The following is a 15,524-nucleotide window of genomic DNA, read 5'->3' as shown; positions in this document are numbered from 1 at the left end:
AAAGCGTCCGGCGGTGCGCGGCGTCCCCCGGCTGAACGGACCGCACAACCTTTATTACGCCCTTTCACGACACTCCGGCAATCATGCTTTCGCTCGGCCAGAAGCTGGTCGCGGTGGCCATGCTCGCGTTCCTCGAACTCGTCGCCTTCCTCTTCTTTCCGATAGCCGGCGTCATCGGTCTGTTCTTCGCGATCCCGATGGCGATCCTGACCTGCAAACGGTGAACGCCCCGGTGCCCGATCACCGTGTAACGTCACCGTTATCTCCGGGCAGACGGACCGTTGCCCTGTGCCGGATCGACACACGTTGCGGGAGTGGCTCCGACAGGCCGGCCGCGCCGGCGCGCTGCTGGCCGGCCTCGGCGGGGTCGTGTGGGCGAGCGGGTTACCGTTCGTCTTCCCCAGCCTCGGCCCGACGGCCTACCTGTTCGCCACCGACCCCGACGGCCCGGAGTCGGCGCCGCGTCGCGTGGTCGGTGGCCACGCTCTCGGCGTCGCTGCCGGCCTGGTGGCGTACCACCTCGTCGCCGGCGACGTGACCCTGACCGCCGCGACTGGACCGGGCACCCTCGCGTCGCTCCGGCTGGCCGTCAGCGGCGTCGTCGCCGTCGGACTGACGACGGTCGGGATGCTGGCGACCGACACCGGGCACGCGCCCGCGTGTGCGACGACGCTCATCGTCTCGCTCGGCATCCTCTCCTCGCCGCTGGAGGGAGCGATCATCGTCCTCGCGGTGGTCGCTCTCCTCGTCGAACACGAACTGTTGCTCCGGCTTCCGTGAGGACTGGGCCGTCGAAGAAGTAGCTGTCAGTCGTCGGCAGCGGCCGAGTCGCCGCCGTCGCCAGTCCCAGTCGGCGTCTCGTCGTCCGACGTGACGTCGCCAGATTCGGCGTCCACCGCGGCGTCGGCGGAACCGGTCCCCGCTCGCGCCTCGACGTAGTCGACGAAGTTGTCGAACAGCTGTTTGGCCTCGCAGGCGGCCTGGTAGTTCGACGGCGTGATGCCGTCGAGCACCTGCTCGATGCGCTCGGCGGAGAGCTGGCCGTCCTTGCCCCTCGTCACCATCTCGGCTGTCTCGGGGTCGTACTCGGGGTGGAACTGGACCGAGAAGACGTCGTCGGCCCGGAAGCCGTGGACGCCGTACTCGTTCTCGGCGAAGCGCTCGGCGCCGGGCGGGAGTTCGACGACGCGGTCGGAGTGGGTCGTGAAGACGGTGAACTCCTCGTCGACGCCGTCGAGCAGCGGCGACTCGCCGTCGTGGCTGACGCTGCGATAGCCGATCTCGTAGTCGTCCATCGCCTCGACGGTCCCGCCCAGCGCGTCGGCGAGCAGCTGGTGGCCGAAACAGACGCCCAGGAACGGGATATCGCGTTCCACCGCCTCGCGGACCCACTCGCGTAGCTCCGCGATCCACGGTTCCTCCCAGTAGACGGAGGCGCGCGACCCGGTGACGACGCAGCCGTCGAACGCGAAGTGCTCGGGGAGGTCGCGGTCGACGACGTCGTACTCGACGAGGTCGGCGGCCAGTTCCCGGCGGAAGTTCCGCCGGTTGTCCGACCCATCGTGGGCGGCGTTCAGCAGCGCGATCCTGGGACTCATTCGGTAGTAGCTGACGGCCTCGAGGCTGAAAAGGGTGCACATTCGTGGATAAATCTGTCACTTTCTCTGACGCGCCGTGGCGAGGCCCTACCGGTCGTCCGTCTGCTCGTCCAGCCATCGCACCAGTGCGTCGCTGACGGCGGCCGACTCCTCGATAAAACACCAGTGACCACCTTCCACGGCCTGGTAGTCGCCGCGGGGGAGGTCCTCGGCCAGCGACTCGCCGGCGCTCGCCGGAACGATCACGTCCTCGACGCCGTGCATGACGAGCGACGGCAGCGTCACCTCGTACAGCGGCGGCGCCTCGAACTCGCGCATGGCGGCGGCCTGGGCGTCCCAGCCGTCGAGAGCGGCGTCGTCTTCCGCCCGCCACTCGGTGATCTGATCGACGACGTCGGGATAGTCCGCCAGGTCCGCCGCGAAGGCGGCGTCGAGCGAGGCCCGCAACGCCTCGGGATCGTCGGGCGCGGCCCGCAGGGTACTGAGCCGGTCGGTGACGGCGTCGCCGTTGGCGGCCGTTCCGAGGAGCGTCAGCGAGTTCGCTCGATTGTATCGATGGGCGTAGGCGAGCGCGACCATCCCGCCCAAGCCGGCGCCGACGAGGTGGACGTCGGCGACCGAGTGGTCGGACAGCACCGCCTCCAGGTCGTTGACCAGCGTCGCGACGTCGTAGGGACCCGGCGGTGCGTCGGAGCGGCCAGTCCCGCGGAGGTCCCAGACCAGGGTCTCGTAGGGACCGGCGAGCGCGGGCTGTTGCCAGCCCCAGAGCCAGGCGCCGGCGCCGACGTCGCCGATAAACGCGACCGTCGGGCCGGTGCCGTCGACGTCGTAGTGGAGCCGCGTGCCGTTGCGGTCGACGGAAGGCATCGGCGGTGCTACGGTGGGGTGCCTCAAGGGGCTTTCCAGTCGTGACGGACGGCCGACGCTACCGGCGGGTCGTGGTGCGCGTCAGCGAGACGAGCAGGCCCACGCCGGCGAGGAACAGCAACACGTCGAACAGCTCGGGAATCGGCAGGTACGGGTCGCCGAACAGGCCGGCGGCGACGAGTGCGAGCGCGATCGCCCCCGGTATCGGCCGAGCGGCCACAGCCCGGCCGATTAGCCGCCCCTGCCAGGCGAGGCCGTCGAGTTGCCCGGCGACGGCCGCGGCCAGTGATCGGTTCTCGTCCGGGTTCGTGGCCGGTTCGAACCGGTCGAGGTCGGTTCGCGGAACGCGGTGGATCTGGCCGGTGTGGACCCGCCGGCCGTCGGCGTCGACGACCCGAAGGACCGTGACACTGTCCTCGGGGGTTCCGACGACGCGATAGACGCCCGGTGGGAGGTCGGCGTCGACCGGTCCGTCCCCGGACAGCCGAAAGTGGTCGGAGACGGCGACGTCGTCCCCGGATGCGTCGGCGTTCGCGGCCATCCTCACTCCCAGGGGTGGAACCCGCGCCGGTCGGGCCACAGTGCGTACCAGTACTTCTTGTCGTTCTCGATGCTCAACTCGCCGTCCAGGTTACTCTCCAGTTTGAACTCGGCGCCGGAGTCGCGCTCGTGGTCGTCGTGGGGTTCGGGGACGAACGGGTAGTAGGCGCCGCGCCGGAACGAGTAGATCCAGTAGGCGAGCAGGCCGTCGTGGTCGCGCTCGAAGGCGAAGACGGCGGCGAGCAGCCGCGAGCCGTAGCGCGCCTCGATCAGCGTGTCGGCGGCGAAGTGGATGGACGTCACGAGGTCCTCGAACTCCTCGTCGTGGAGGACGATCCACTGGTAGCCGTGGTCGTCGCTGGTGAACTCCGCGGTCGTGCCGGTCTCGACCTCGCCGGCGTCGAGGATGGCCTCCACCTCGTCCATGGCGTCACGGAAGTCGGTGTTGTCCACGTCGGCGAAACACAGCGCTGCGTCGCCGGTCGGCGCGTAACCGAGTTCGGCCTCCATCGTCAGGTAGGCCGTCGACATCCCGAACAGGTCGTCGGGGTCGGCGTCGCGGGTGGCGTCGGCCTCGGCCTTGATGCCGAGGACGCTCTTGAGGCCGTCGAACAGTCCCATGGGTCGACTGTGGGGTGCCTGCGATAAGGTGGTTTCCGTCCGGGACCGACGAGGTCGAGCGACGGACGGCGGTGAGAGACCGTCCGACTCAGAACCCTTCGAGTTCCCGCTCCAGGTCACGGAGGCGTTCCACGCGCTTCTCCGTCGAGGGGTGGGTGCTGAACACCTTCCCGACGAAGCCGGACTTGATGGGGATGATGAAGAACGCGTTCATCTCCGCCTGGTCGCGCATGTCCTCCTTGGGGACTTTGTCCATCCGGCCGGATATCTTCATGAGCGCCGAGGCCAGCGCGGCGGGCTTGCCGGTGATGGTCGCACCGCCGCGGTCGGCGGCGAACTCCCGGTACCGGGAGAGCGCCCGGATGAGGAGGAAGGAGATGATCCACACCACGAGCGAGGCGAGGATGGCGACGATGACGCCCCCGCCCCCGTTCCGGCGGTTGCCGCCGCCGAAGAAGGTGCCCCAGCGGACGACCATGAACGCGATGGTCGAGAGGAACGAGGCGATGGTCATCACCATCACGTCGCGGTTCTTGATGTGGGCGAGTTCGTGGGCGAGCACCCCTTCGAGTTCGTCCTGGTCGAGCGTGTCCATGATGCCCGTCGTCACGGCGACGGCGCTGCTCTTCTTCGAGCGGCCCGTGGCGAAGGCGTTGGGTACGCGCGAGTCGGCGACAGCGATCTTCGGCTTGGGCAGGTCGGCCTGCTGGGAGAGCCGCTCGACCATCCGGTGGAGTTCCGGATACTCGTCCTCGTCGACGGTCCTGGCGCCCATCGAGCGCAACGCCAGCTTGTCGCTGAAGAAGAACTGCGCGAACAGGAACACTCCCATCAGCGGGAGCATCCAGAAGTACGAAAACTCCACGAGGACGCCGACGAAGACGATGTAGAGGGCGAACAGCAGGAACATCGTCAGCACCATCCGGGCGCGGAGTCCCCAGTCGGTTTTCCACTGCATATGGGGGCCGTACGTACTGAAACGGGTAAAGGCGTTCGTTAGTGGTTCACGCTCTCGAGGCGGTCGCTCACGGCGAGCTGGCCCGTTCCGGTGAGGTCCGTGGCCGCCTCGGCCGAGCGAACGAGCTCCTTGGCGGCCAGGGACTGCAGCGCCGCCGAAAGCTCCTGTTCGGTCAGGTCCAGCAGCGAGCCCAGATCCGGCGTGCCGTCGGTGGAGTACAGCGCGACCATCACCATCTTCTCGGCGTCGGAGAGCCGGATCCCGCGGACCGTCGCCAGCGTCTGGTGGTACTCCCGGCGCACGTAGCGCCAGACCAGGCGGCGCAGGCGGTCGTCCGCGGCGGTGACGACCGTCGTCACCGGTCGATTGTCCGTGACCCTGCGGAGCTGGACGGCCGGTCGGCTCTCGCCGTCGAAACTCCGTTCGATGCGTTCGACGTCGACCACGTCCGAGAGGTCGAAGGCGAGGCGCGCCGCGTCCCCGGCCTCGTCGGTGAACGCGACGCCGTGGGGTCGGACGTACAGCACCATCTCCTCCGGGTCGGCGTCGGTGACGCGTCCGCCCTCCCGGGCCGGGTCGACGACCGTCATCGGCGTGACGTTGAGGAGGATGCGGTACAGCGCCGACGCCATGTCCCGGCGCTGGGCGGGCGGGAGCTGGATGCTGACGGCGAGTTCGTCGCGGCCCGACGGCCGGTGGCCGACGGTGACTGCGTGGGGGAACGAGGCGCTCAGGCGACCGGGGACGTCGTCGATGCGGACGTCCCAGACGTCCTCGAGGGGGACCAGCAGGTGCGGCGCGTCGGCGTCCTCGGCGCCCTTCTCCTCGCTCCAGAGGACGAACAGCTCTTCCTGCCCGAGGATGACCCGGCCGGGAATCTCGCGGCCGCCACAGAGCCCGTCGGCGGCGGCGCGGGTCGAGAAGTCCGCGACGACCGGCTGGGTGACGACGTCGCGGGCGCAGGTCACGTCGGGCGCCGTCGCCTGGCTGCCGCTCGCTGTGGACGGATCGTCGGGTAGGCCGGCGCGACCGCGGTCGGCACCCGTGACCGCCGACGCCCCGTCCGCGCGGAGCGCGTTTTCGTTCCCGTCGGCAGCACTCGGACCCTCCGCCCACGATCCGGCGTCGGTCCGCCTGTTCGGGCCGCCCGCCGCGGCGTGGTCGGCCGGGTCGTAGTCCACGGACGCCGGCAGGTCGGTCGGCCGCGGGACCCGCTCGGGGGCGTCGGTCGCGGTTGCTCGCTCGGCCAGTGCGTCGGCGTCGGCCGCCCCGACGTCGAACGGTTCCGACTCGAAGGCCTCGGTTCCGCAGGCGACCGGGAACGCCGATTCGGGGTCGGCGCTGCCGTCGACGCCCGCCAGGCGGGCCATCCGGGTCGTCACGTCGGACTCGCCGGCGGCGGCGTAGGGTTCGACCCGCGCCTCGCCGACGCCGAGGACGGCCGCGGTGCCGTCGGCTTCCAGCCCCAGGTCGGACAGAAAGTCGACGGTCGTGGCGGCGAGCAGCCCCGGCGTGAGGTCGTCGGGCTCGATACCGTCCGCGGCCTCGCCGGCGGCCCGGAGGAGTTCCCGGGCGTCCCCGGGCAACAGATCCAGCAGGTACCGGTCGGCCGTCGCCAGCAGCGCCGCGCTGATCCGCCGTGACCAGCCGAACGGAACGGTCCGGGGCGCCCTGTCGGGCGACGGCGACCAGCACTCCTCGTAGAGTACCTCCCGGATCGGGTCCGTGTGCTCCCGGCGCCGGCGAGCCAGTTCCCAGCACCCGGCACAGGCACAGGGATCCTTCTCGGGGACCTGCAACTCGGCACGCTCCCAGTCGACCCACCCTTCGTTGCAATGCAGCGCCTCCTCGAGGGTCAGTCCCAGCCGGCCGGTCAGCAGGACCAGCGTCGCCGCGCGAGTCCGTTCGACCGACGACGCCAGCTCCAGCGCGCCCCTGTACAGCCGCTCGAACGACGCCGTCTCGAGCGTCTCCCCCGGGTCCACCCAGTCGTCCATCACCTGCTATCGTCGATCATAGTATATGAATGGTGGCGACTGTTCGCACGAGTGATACTGGCCTTTATCGGTGTCTGTCCCCTGGACACGGACAGATGTCTACCGTACTCGTCACCGGCGGCCTCGGTGGCTCGGGCCGATGGATCGTCGACCGACTCGCTGCGGAGTACGAGGAGGTGGTCTGCGTCGACCGGGTCCGCGGCGAGAGCGGTCACCGGAACGTCGACGTCCGCCAGGCCGACCTGACCGACCGCGGCGAGGTCTTCGATCTGATAACGGCGTTCGACCCCGACGCAGTCGTCCACTGGGGCGCCATCCCCCACCCCGAGGGCCACGCCGGCGGCACTGTCTTCGAGAACAACGTCGTCTCGGCGTACAACGTGCTCGAAGCGGCCGGCCGCGCCGGCGCCGACGTCGTCTGGGCCTCCTCGGAGAGCGCCTACGGCTTCCCCTTCGCCGCGGAGACGCCGCTACCGGACTACCTCCCCGTCGACGAGGCCCACCCGATGCGGCCCGAGGACCCCTACGGCACCTCCAAGGTCGTCGGCGAGGAGGTCGCCGAGATGGTCGTCCGCCAGTACGACGTCTCCGTCGTCTCCATCCGTCCCTCGTGGATCCAGTACCCCGGCGACTACGAGTGCAAGAACTTCGACCCCAGCGACGGCGGCGTCGGCAACTTCTGGAGCTACGTCGACGTCCGTGACATCGCCAGCGCCGTCAGCGCCGCGCTGGCGGCCGATATCGACGGCCACGAACCGCTGCTCGTCGCCGCCGACGAGAACTACGGGGGCAAGCCCACCGTCGACCTGTTCGAGGACTGGTTCGGCGAGGTCCCCGACGACGTGAATCTGGACGGCGAGGAGTCGGGCATGTCGAACGCGCGAGCGACGGAGCTGCTGGACTGGACACCCGAACACACCTGGCGCGAGGCACAGGACGAGGACGCCGAGGGGCCGGACGTACGGGCGCTGTAGTCGCCGACCGGCGCGCCGACGGACCCTATTGCATCGCGCCGTCAGCCACCCAATACACTTTCGTCCCGCGGTCCAAGGGAGCGTATGGCACACTCCAGTTCGACGCCGGGCAGCGGCGGATTCGACCGCCGGGACCTCCTGTGGGCAGCTGGCGCCGTCGTCGCCGTCAACGCGCTCGGGGCGGCGCCCGCGCTTCTCGCCGGCCCCGACTCGGCGTGGTTCGCCGCGCTCGAAAAACCCGCCATCTACCCGCCGGGCTGGCTCTTCGGCGTCGTCTGGACGGCGCTGTTCACGCTGCTGGGCGTCGCGGTGTACCTGGTGGCGCGGCGCGGTCTCGATGCACGGGCCGTGCGAGTTGCGCTCGGTCTGTTCGCGCTGCAGTTCGCGTTCAATCTCGCCTGGACGCCGGTCTTCTTCGGCGCCCAGGACCTCCTCGCTGCCCTGGGTGTCATCGTCGTCCTCGACGTTCTCGTCGCGGCGACTCTCTGGGCCTTCGCCCGGGTGGACCGGCGGGCCGCTGCGTTACTGGTGCCCTACCTGGCGTGGGTCCTGTTCGCGACGCTCCTGAACTACCGCTTCTGGGCGCTGAACTGAGGAGTCGCTGCAGAAACGGGGAACCGCTCCCTCGAAAACCGCCCCCGTCGACAGAACTTGTTCACTCCATTCGCTGCTTCCGCCAGCGCAGCGTCAGGATGAGCAGTTCGAAGCCGACGATGAGGCCCGCGGTGACGGCCACGGCCTCGGACTGGGGCAGCGCGAGCGCCTCGACGGTCTGGAGGCCCGGCGGGTTCGGACTGGCGAAGTAGCCGACGACCAGCGCGAGGATCCAGTAGGGGACCCGGGCGCGGTTGACGACGTCCCAGACACGGACGTTCCGCGAGTAGTTGCGGACCAGATAGGCCAGCAGTTCGAACAGGCCGATCAGGACGACTGCGGTGATGATCGGCGTCATCGCGACCAGGTCGTTGAACTCCAGCGTGCTCTGGACGAGGGCGGGGAACTGCTCGTAGTAGCTGCCGGGCAGCGGCGCCGCGCTGGCGAGGTAGCCCGCGGCGACGGCCAGCGCCCAGGCGTAGGGCCGCCGTTCGGCGAAGGCCGCCGGGTCGAACAGCGGCGAGTCGCTGTCGGTCCAGCGGAGCAGGAACAGCGTCCCCTCGAACAGGCCGATCATCGTGACGGCGACCATCAGCGGCGCCATCCCGGTCGGGTCGGGACTGAACACGAACGCCAGCGCGCCGAAGCCACCCCAGAAGTACAGTCGGCGGTCTTCGAGCCACCGGCGGGTCGTGACGCCCATCATGATGGCGAGCATCACGAGCAGCGGGATCTGGAAGACGATGGCGAAAAAGCCGATCATCAGGACGATGAGGTTGAACGTCTCCGTCAGGCCGAAGGCGATCTCGGCGGCCTGCTCGCTGTAGTTCGTGAAGTACGAGAACATCGCCGGCAGGACGGCGAAGTAGGCGAAGCCGACGCCGACGGCCGCGAGCACCAGGCTCGTCGGGACCGCGGCGAGGTAGTACCGGCGCTCGCGGGGGTAGAGACCGGGGCGCATGAACCGGTAGGTCTGGTAGACGGCGACCGGGAGCGCGGCGATGATCCCGACCAGCGAGGCCACCTTCAGACGCGCGAGCACGAGCGCGAGCGGGTGGTAGATCCGCGGGCTGACAGAGTCGGGACAGGCGTCGGTGACGGACAGCCGCCCGCCCAGGAACGATCCCTCCAGGCAGGTCTGCTGGCCGGGACCCAGGAAGGAGTACCAGAGGAAGTTGATCAGTTCGTCAGCGTAGAACAGCGTGATGGCGCCGACGCCGACGACGACGAGACCGACGGCCATGAACCGCAGCGCCATCTCCTCGACGTGTTCGGTGAGCGGCATCTCCTCGTCGTCCGGCGCCGTCGCGCCGCCGAGTGCGCCACCGCCGCCACCGCCGCCACCACCGGCGCCGGCGGCGACCGGGTCGTGGCCCGCGGGGCCGCCGGGCGCCGCCTCATTCCTGACCGCCGACGCCTCGCTGGGACCGATCTCGTAGGCGTCGTCGTCCGCGTCGTCGTCGGCCCCGTCGTCGGCGTCGCCACCGGACGGGTCGGCGGCGGTGATCTCGTCGCCGGTGACCTCGTCGGTATCGCTCTCGTCACCGTCGTCGCTCTCGTCGGCACCTTCATCGGCCTCGACGCTCTCGTCGTCACCCTCGGTTTCGTCGTCACCCTCGGATTCGTCGTCACCCGACTCTCGCTTGACCTCCTCGACCCACTCGGGCGGTTCCCTGCCCTCGGTGTAGTCGCTCGGGTCGCCCATCTTGCCGTCGAAGTCGATGGAGGACTGCTCCCGGTAGGAGTCCGAGGACTCCTCGGTGTCTTCTTCGACCTCGGTGTCGGTACCGTTCCCGGTGTCGTCCTCGTTCCCGGCGTCGCCCTCTCCACCGATGTCGTTCGTGATCCCGGCGTCGTCCCCGGGATCGTCGTCGGGATCGCCGCCGCTGGCACCCGCTGGCCCGTCGTCCTCGCCCGGCTCGGTGTCTCGGCGATCGCCCATCTGTCCCGGGTTTGGCCACTCGCTGTTGTAAACTTTCTTTTCCCGCGGCCCGGCGCGGACCGGAGTCCTGATGAACAAATTGATAACGGGCAGCGGGCTACCAACGGCAAAGATGGCGAGTGGGCTCGACGAGGACACGATGCGGACGGTCCAGAGCGGTCGGGAGACCGCCGGGACCATGCTCCGGACCGCCCAGAAGCACCTGCAGAAGGTGTTCATCGTCTGGGTGGTCGTCCTGCTCGCGACTATCATGGTCCTGCAGAGCTTCCTGTGGGACCAGCTCAAGCGGGACCTGCTGTACTCGAAGATGGACCTGACGACGTCGCAGGCCTCCAAGGTCATCGCGGTCACGCCGTTCGACGTCATCCTGCTGCAGGTGAAGATCGGCGCCGTCGCCGGGATTCTGGTGGCGCTGCCGATTCTGATCTACCTCAGCCGCGACGCGCTGCGCGAACGGGGCTTCTGGCCCGGCGACGAGGTGGCGACCTGGAAGATCGGCGCCATCGCCGTCACCAGCCTCGCGCTGTTCGTCGGCGGCGTCGTGTACGCGTACGAACTGTTCTTCCCCCTGATGTTCGGCTTCCTGGCCGAGAACGCGCTGAACGCGGACTTCCAGCCCAACTACTCCATCGTGCTGTGGGTCCAGTTCATCGCGCTGCTGGGGATGTCGTTCGGCCTCGCCGCCCAGATGCCGCTGATGATGAGTGCGCTCTCCTACTCCGGCATCGTCCCCTACGAGACGTTCCGGGACCGCTGGAAGTGGGCCGTCGTCGCCATCTTCGGCTTCGGCGCCCTGTTCTCGCCGCCGGACCCGTTCACCCAGATCATGTGGGCCGCGCCGCTCGTGGGGCTGTACGCGATCAGCCTCGGCATCTCGAAGATGCTCGTCCAGGCGAAGCGGGCGGGCGAAGAGGTCAGCGCCCGGTCGGTCGCCCGGGCGCGCTGGAACAAGCTCGCCGCCGCCGCGCTGGTCGTCGGCGCGCTCGTCACCTACGTCATCGCTTCCCCCACTACGTTCGGCTACGTCCAGCGCTTCGCCGCCTGGTTCCCCTCGGACGAACTCACTGGCGACATCCAGCAACCGGCCTGGTTCGGCCTCCCGCCGGAGACGACTGCACTGCTCATCGGCGCGGCCGTCGGCCTGCTCGCGGCCGTCCTGGTGCTGTACTACTACATGATCCAGGAACTCGGCGTCGCCGCCGCCGAGGCCGGGAACTTCGGCGACCCGACCGCCATCGACGTCGGGTCACTCTCCGCGGACGCGGTCCGCGCTGCGCCGCGCGAGGCCTTCGAGGAGATGGAGGAGACCGAGGCGCTCAAGCTGGCCGACCAGGCCATGAGCGACGACGACACGGACAAGGCCCAGGCCATCCTCGACCGGTTCGACCAGATACACGCGAGCGACGGGGCGGCCGCCGAAGGCGGCGAGGGCGCGACCGAAGGCCCCGCCGAACCCGAGGACGAAGAGGGCGGGGGCGTCTTCACCGAGACCTCCGCGGGGATGCTCAACGCCTTCACGGAGGAGGAGACCACCGAGGACGACATCGGCGGCTACTACCACGACCTGGCCTTCATCTTCGACTCGCTCACCTCGAAGGCCATCTGGTTCGTCGCGACGTTCATGATCGTCACGAGCGTCGTCTTCGTCTTCCTCTACTCGGGCATCCCCGGCGCCGGCGCCGCGGCGATGGCCGACGGCGGGACCGTCATCGCGGAGAACGGCACCGTCGTCGCCGAGAACGTCGACGTGCTCAACGAGGGCGTCACTGTCCTCGCTCGTAACGAGACCAGCGGGCGGGCAGACGCCGTCGCGAGTAACGCCGTCCTGACGACGCGGGAGGGGACGGGGGACTCCGGCGCGAGACCGAGCACAGCCGTGCTGCAAAACGATTCCGTCCTGCTGTACAACGCGACGGTGACTGGCCAGAACATCTCGGAGCCCGGCGGCCCCTACCGGATCGAGAACGCGACCGTGCTGGTCCAGCAAGAACCCGTCGTCGACACCACATCCGGCATCGGCATCATCAAGAACGCCTTCGTCTCCCACCTCCCGCCGGAGATGCAAGAGGACGTCCGCTTCATCACGCTCCACCCCGTCGAGCACCTCATCTTCATCGTGAAGTTCTCGACCATCATGGGGGCCATCTCCGTCGTGCCGCTCCTGCTGTACTTCGCCTGGCCCGCCATGGAGAAGCGCGGGCTCGTCGGTGGTGACCGGAACGTACTCGGCGTCTGGGGCGGCACCGTCTTCCTCACCCTCATCGGCGGGAGTCTCATCGGGTTCCTCTACGTCGCGCCCACGGTCATCTCCTGGCTCGCCTACGACGTCCTCCAGGCGGACATGATCATCTCCTACCGCGTCGCCAAGTTCGGGTGGCTGGTGCTGATGTTCACTGTCGGCGTCGGCCTCCTCATCGAGGTGCCGGTGACGATGCTGCTGTTCCACCGCGGCGGCATCGTCCCCTTCCAGACGCTCCAGGAGCGCTGGCGCACCATCACCCTCGGCGTGTTCGCAGCCGGTGCGCTGTTCTCCCCGAAGGGAATCTGGACGATGTTCCTCGTGGCCATCCCCATCACCATCGCCTTCCTGGTCGGCCTGGGACTGCTGTGGCTATACACCCTGGGCGGCCGACGCGCGCCCAAGGCCAGCCGGAAGGCCGCGGACTGAGGCCGAGAGGGAGTTTGACCACATTCACCTTACTCAACTACATTCTTCGATAGCCGATGGACCAGCCGATCTCCTGGTGGACTGAAAGGGCGAGCCGGGCTGAACGAAGCACGGACCCGTAAGCACCGAACGGAGTGAGGCGCGCAGCGTGGTCCGCGCGAGTTCAGCGCGGCGAGGGCTTTCTTCTGTCGTTAGTGGTTCTGTCGCAGTCTTCCGATCCCCTCCATCTACAGTTCGTCCCAACAGATCGCATCCCATATTACCGAGAGTGCACCTGGAGAAGACATGCCCAAGATTAGCGTGGAGATTCCCCGGGAACTCCTGAACGACCTGGACCGCCACGTCGGCGACGACGGGAAGTTCGTCAACCGGAGCGACGCCATCCGCGCGTCGATCCGCAAGAACCTCGACATCCTCGACGAGATAGACGACCGACACGGCCGACTGGCAGACGAAGAGGTGTCCGAAGATGAGTGACGGCACTGCGACGGCAGCGACGCCGGCAAGCGCTCCGTCGATGGCGCCGCTGCAGGTGGGGCTGGTCGCGCTGTTCGTCACGGCGCTCGTGACTGCGCAGGTGACGGCGTCGAAGCTGCTGGCGTTCGGGCTGCCGTTCTCGCTGCCGCTCGGCATCGACGCGCTCGTCCTGCCGGGGGCGGCGCTGGCGTACGCGCTGACGTTCTTCGCGTCGGACTGCATCGCAGAGCTGTACGGCAAGCGGAACGCCCAGGTGGTGGTCAACGTCGGCTTCGTGATGAACTTCGTCTTACTGCTCCTGATCTGGTCGACCATCGAGGCGCCGGCGCTCCCCCAGGCCGCCCAGTCCGTCGACCTCGACGCCTTCCGGAACGTGCTGGGCTCCAGCACGGCCATCGTCGTCGCCAGCCTCTCGGCGTACGTCGTCAGCCAGAACTGGGACGTGATCGTCTTCCACCGACTCCGCGAGTACACTGACGGCGACCACCTCTGGCTGCGAAACATCGGCTCGACGGCGACCAGCCAGTTGCTCGACACCGTCATCTTCGTCGGCGTCGGCTTCTACGTCCTCCAGGGACTGCCGTTCGCCGAGGCCCTGACGCTCGTCGTCGGCCAGTACGTCTTCAAGCTCCTCGTCGCCGTCGCCGACACCCCGTTCGTCTACGGCGTCGTCGAACTGGCCAAGCGGACGGACGCGAACGTCGTCCCGGTCCGGGCGGACTGACAGGCGCGCTTCGGGGGCTCTTCTCTCCACCTCTCCACTTCTCCCGGCAGCTCACCCGTTTCCGTTCTGGTCCCGTCCCAGATCGTAGAACTCCGCGTTCGGGCGTATGTCCGCGAGGTGGGCCAGCCGGTTCGAGAGGGCGAAGAAGGCAGCCACGCTGCCGATATCCCAGATAGCCCGACGGCTGAAGCCGTGGTCCTCCAGGCGGGCGAAATCGTCCTCCCCGATCTCGGCGGGCTGCTCGGTCAATTTTACTGCGAAGTCGAGCATCGCCAGGTGCGCGTCGCCGACGTTCGCCGTCCGGTGGTTCGTCGCGAGTTGCTCGGCGAGGTGGGGATCCTCGGCGTAGATGCGACACAGCGCGCCGTGGGCGACCACGCAGTAGAGGCAGTCGTTGGCGCCGCTGACGGCGACGACGATCATCTCCACCTCTTCGCGCTCGAGTTCGGTCCACTCGACCAGCGCGTCGTGATAGGCGAAGAAGGCCCGGAAGTGCGAGGGGCGGTACGCCAGCGCGCGGAAGACGTTCGGTGTGAAGCCCGCTCGCTCCGTCTCTTCCTCGATGCGCTCCCGGAGGTCGTCCGGAAGGTCGTCGACGTCGGGGACCTCGAATCGTCGCATCGCTGGTTCGGCGCTTGTCATGTGGTACCGAACGGTCCGGGGCGGCAAGAAGATTGGCCGGTCGATTCGACGGCGCTTTCGAGGAAAACGCGGTGAGCCGCTGGGTCGTCCGCGCCCTCAGTAGCCGTCCAGCGGCTGTGCGAAGCCGAAGTCCGGCTTGACGTCGTCGACGCGCACGGTGAGCGTCTCGCCTTGCTCCGTCCCGCCGACGAAGAGGGTGAACCCCTCCACCTTGGCGATGCCGTCGCCCTCGCTGCCGACGTCCTCGATGGTCACCTCGAGTTCGTCGCCCTCGCGGACCGGCGCGGTGAGGAAGCCCTTGCCGACGAGGTAGAGTTCGGAGGAGGCGTCGCGGGAGGCCTCGGGGCGGACCTCGCGGACGTACTCGAACTCGTTCTCGACGCGTTCCTTGAGGTCGTCGAGGTCGCGGCCGTCGAACACCTTCGCCGCGAAGTCGCCGCCGCTGCCCAGCACGTGCAGGGCGACGTCGAACGCCTGGCTCGCCAGGTGGACCGAGCGCGCGTGGTCGAGGTCGTAGTCGCCGGTCATGTTCGGTGCCATGTCGGAGATGACGGTATCGGCATCGCCGACGATGTCGATGACCTCGTCGACGGTGTCCGCGTCGGTCATGTCGCCGCGGACCAGTTCGACGTCGGCGCCGTGGTCCTCCTCCAGTTCGTCGATGCGCTGGCGGTCGACGCCGACGACGGTGCCCCCGTCGCCGACGCGTTCGGCCGCGACCTGGAGCCACCCACCGGGGGCGGCGCCCAGGTCGACGACGGTGCCGCCCTCGCCGAGCAACCCGGCCGTCTCGTCGAGTTGCTGCAGCTTGTAGGCCGAGCGGGCGCGATACCCCTCCTGCTTGGCCCTGTTGTAGTAGTCGTCCTTGCCACTCATTTGGCGTCGATAATCGGCGGAGGGGGTTAGGGGTGTCGTCTCGGTG

Annotated in this window: 16 protein-coding genes; 7 read left to right on the top strand and 9 right to left on the bottom strand. The window is 68.6% G+C overall.

The features are described from left to right. Positions 1–83: 83 nt before the first annotated feature. A complete protein-coding gene (locus tag BM337_RS20840) occupies positions 84–224 on the top strand; it encodes a hypothetical protein (RefSeq protein ID WP_177227095.1) in 141 nt (46 codons plus the stop codon). A 64-nt stretch (positions 225–288) separates the two neighbouring features. Continuing rightward, a complete protein-coding gene (locus BM337_RS00545; protein ID WP_245778574.1) occupies positions 289–780 on the top strand; it encodes an HPP family protein in 492 nt (163 codons plus the stop codon). A 26-nt stretch (positions 781–806) separates the two neighbouring features. Here BM337_RS00545 and BM337_RS00540 read toward each other — a convergent pair whose 3' ends face one another. From BM337_RS00540 to BM337_RS00515, 6 genes are all read right to left on the bottom strand, one after another. Beyond that, the gene (locus tag BM337_RS00540) at positions 807–1,598 is read right to left on the bottom strand and encodes a type 1 glutamine amidotransferase (protein WP_089815471.1); all 792 of its coding nucleotides are present in this window, start codon (positions 1,596–1,598) and stop codon (positions 807–809) included. Between the two features lie 87 nt (positions 1,599–1,685). After that, a complete protein-coding gene (locus BM337_RS00535) occupies positions 1,686–2,465 on the bottom strand; it encodes an alpha/beta fold hydrolase (RefSeq protein ID WP_089812868.1) in 780 nt (259 codons plus the stop codon). A 58-nt stretch (positions 2,466–2,523) separates the two neighbouring features. Next, positions 2,524–3,006, bottom strand: a complete 483-nt coding sequence (locus BM337_RS00530) for a hypothetical protein (RefSeq protein WP_089812866.1) — start codon at positions 3,004–3,006, stop codon at positions 2,524–2,526. A 2-nt stretch (positions 3,007–3,008) separates the two neighbouring features. Beyond that, on the bottom strand, positions 3,009–3,626 hold the full coding sequence (gene pspAB, locus BM337_RS00525; protein ID WP_089812864.1) for a PspA-associated protein PspAB: 618 nt from the start codon (positions 3,624–3,626) through the stop codon (positions 3,009–3,011). Between the two features lie 88 nt (positions 3,627–3,714). Next, positions 3,715–4,584, bottom strand: coding sequence for a zinc metalloprotease HtpX (gene htpX / locus BM337_RS00520; RefSeq protein WP_089812862.1), 870 nt, complete (start codon positions 4,582–4,584; stop codon positions 3,715–3,717). Between the two features lie 38 nt (positions 4,585–4,622). Then, the gene (locus BM337_RS00515; RefSeq protein ID WP_089812860.1) at positions 4,623–6,581 is read right to left on the bottom strand and encodes a CheF family chemotaxis protein; all 1,959 of its coding nucleotides are present in this window, start codon (positions 6,579–6,581) and stop codon (positions 4,623–4,625) included. Between the two features lie 95 nt (positions 6,582–6,676). On the opposite strand from BM337_RS00515, the gene BM337_RS00510 reads away from it, so the two are divergent. Beyond that, on the top strand, positions 6,677–7,555 hold the full coding sequence (locus tag BM337_RS00510; protein ID WP_089812858.1) for an NAD-dependent epimerase/dehydratase family protein: 879 nt from the start codon (positions 6,677–6,679) through the stop codon (positions 7,553–7,555). 84 nt (positions 7,556–7,639) lie between these two features. Next, positions 7,640–8,149, top strand: coding sequence for a TspO/MBR family protein (locus BM337_RS00505; RefSeq protein ID WP_089812856.1), 510 nt, complete (start codon positions 7,640–7,642; stop codon positions 8,147–8,149). Positions 8,150–8,210: 61 nt separating this feature from the next. Here the strand turns inward: BM337_RS00505 and BM337_RS00500 are convergent, their stop codons facing one another. Next, on the bottom strand, positions 8,211–10,091 hold the full coding sequence (locus BM337_RS00500) for a twin-arginine translocase subunit TatC (protein ID WP_245778573.1): 1,881 nt from the start codon (positions 10,089–10,091) through the stop codon (positions 8,211–8,213). A gap of 112 nt (positions 10,092–10,203) precedes the next feature. Here BM337_RS00500 and BM337_RS00495 point away from each other — a divergent pair, with 112 nt between their 5' ends. The 3 genes from BM337_RS00495 (at position 10,204) to BM337_RS00485 (ending at position 13,960) form a co-directional block, all read left to right on the top strand. Further along, positions 10,204–12,759, top strand: coding sequence for a twin-arginine translocase subunit TatC (locus BM337_RS00495; protein WP_089812854.1), 2,556 nt, complete (start codon positions 10,204–10,206; stop codon positions 12,757–12,759). 285 nt (positions 12,760–13,044) lie between these two features. After that, positions 13,045–13,236, top strand: coding sequence for a ribbon-helix-helix domain-containing protein (locus BM337_RS00490; RefSeq protein ID WP_089812852.1), 192 nt, complete (start codon positions 13,045–13,047; stop codon positions 13,234–13,236). After that, positions 13,229–13,960, top strand: a complete 732-nt coding sequence (locus BM337_RS00485) for a queuosine precursor transporter (RefSeq protein WP_245778572.1) — start codon at positions 13,229–13,231, stop codon at positions 13,958–13,960. The genes BM337_RS00490 and BM337_RS00485 overlap by 8 nt, the downstream gene beginning before the upstream one ends. A gap of 51 nt (positions 13,961–14,011) precedes the next feature. Here BM337_RS00485 and BM337_RS00480 read toward each other — a convergent pair whose 3' ends face one another. Both BM337_RS00480 and BM337_RS00475 read right to left on the bottom strand, forming a co-directional pair. After that, positions 14,012–14,602: a peroxidase-related enzyme gene (locus tag BM337_RS00480; RefSeq protein ID WP_089812848.1), complete on the bottom strand. Its 591-nt coding sequence runs from the start codon at positions 14,600–14,602 to the stop codon at positions 14,012–14,014. Positions 14,603–14,698: 96 nt separating this feature from the next. Next, on the bottom strand, positions 14,699–15,478 hold the full coding sequence (locus tag BM337_RS00475) for a 23S rRNA (uridine(2552)-2'-O)-methyltransferase (protein ID WP_089812846.1): 780 nt from the start codon (positions 15,476–15,478) through the stop codon (positions 14,699–14,701). Positions 15,479–15,524 lie beyond the last annotated feature (46 nt).

Origin of the sequence: Halomicrobium zhouii, from assembly GCF_900114435.1 — an archaeon.
Taxonomy (GTDB): Archaea; Halobacteriota; Halobacteria; order Halobacteriales; family Haloarculaceae; genus Halomicrobium; species Halomicrobium zhouii.
Note: the sequence above shows the minus strand (reverse complement) of the source record. Positions and strands in the feature narration are given on the sequence as shown.

Coding starts and splice junctions, on each gene's coding strand:
- BM337_RS00510 (WP_089812858.1), top strand. CDS start 6,677: ATGTCTACCGTACTCGTCACCGGCGGCCTCGGTGGCTCGGGCCGATGG.
- BM337_RS00490 (WP_089812852.1), top strand. CDS start 13,045: ATGCCCAAGATTAGCGTGGAGATTCCCCGGGAACTCCTGAACGACCTG.
- BM337_RS00530 (WP_089812866.1), bottom strand. CDS start 3,006: ATGGCCGCGAACGCCGACGCATCCGGGGACGACGTCGCCGTCTCCGAC.
- BM337_RS00500 (WP_245778573.1), bottom strand. CDS start 10,091: ATGGGCGATCGCCGAGACACCGAGCCGGGCGAGGACGACGGGCCAGCG.
- BM337_RS00505 (WP_089812856.1), top strand. CDS start 7,640: ATGGCACACTCCAGTTCGACGCCGGGCAGCGGCGGATTCGACCGCCGG.
- BM337_RS00540 (WP_089815471.1), bottom strand. CDS start 1,598: ATGAGTCCCAGGATCGCGCTGCTGAACGCCGCCCACGATGGGTCGGAC.
- BM337_RS00515 (WP_089812860.1), bottom strand. CDS start 6,581: ATGGACGACTGGGTGGACCCGGGGGAGACGCTCGAGACGGCGTCGTTC.
- pspAB (WP_089812864.1), bottom strand. CDS start 3,626: ATGGGACTGTTCGACGGCCTCAAGAGCGTCCTCGGCATCAAGGCCGAG.
- BM337_RS00535 (WP_089812868.1), bottom strand. CDS start 2,465: ATGCCTTCCGTCGACCGCAACGGCACGCGGCTCCACTACGACGTCGAC.
- BM337_RS00485 (WP_245778572.1), top strand. CDS start 13,229: ATGAGTGACGGCACTGCGACGGCAGCGACGCCGGCAAGCGCTCCGTCG.
- BM337_RS00495 (WP_089812854.1), top strand. CDS start 10,204: ATGGCGAGTGGGCTCGACGAGGACACGATGCGGACGGTCCAGAGCGGT.
- BM337_RS00480 (WP_089812848.1), bottom strand. CDS start 14,602: ATGACAAGCGCCGAACCAGCGATGCGACGATTCGAGGTCCCCGACGTC.
- htpX (WP_089812862.1), bottom strand. CDS start 4,584: ATGCAGTGGAAAACCGACTGGGGACTCCGCGCCCGGATGGTGCTGACG.
- BM337_RS00475 (WP_089812846.1), bottom strand. CDS start 15,478: ATGAGTGGCAAGGACGACTACTACAACAGGGCCAAGCAGGAGGGGTAT.
- BM337_RS20840 (WP_177227095.1), top strand. CDS start 84: ATGCTTTCGCTCGGCCAGAAGCTGGTCGCGGTGGCCATGCTCGCGTTC.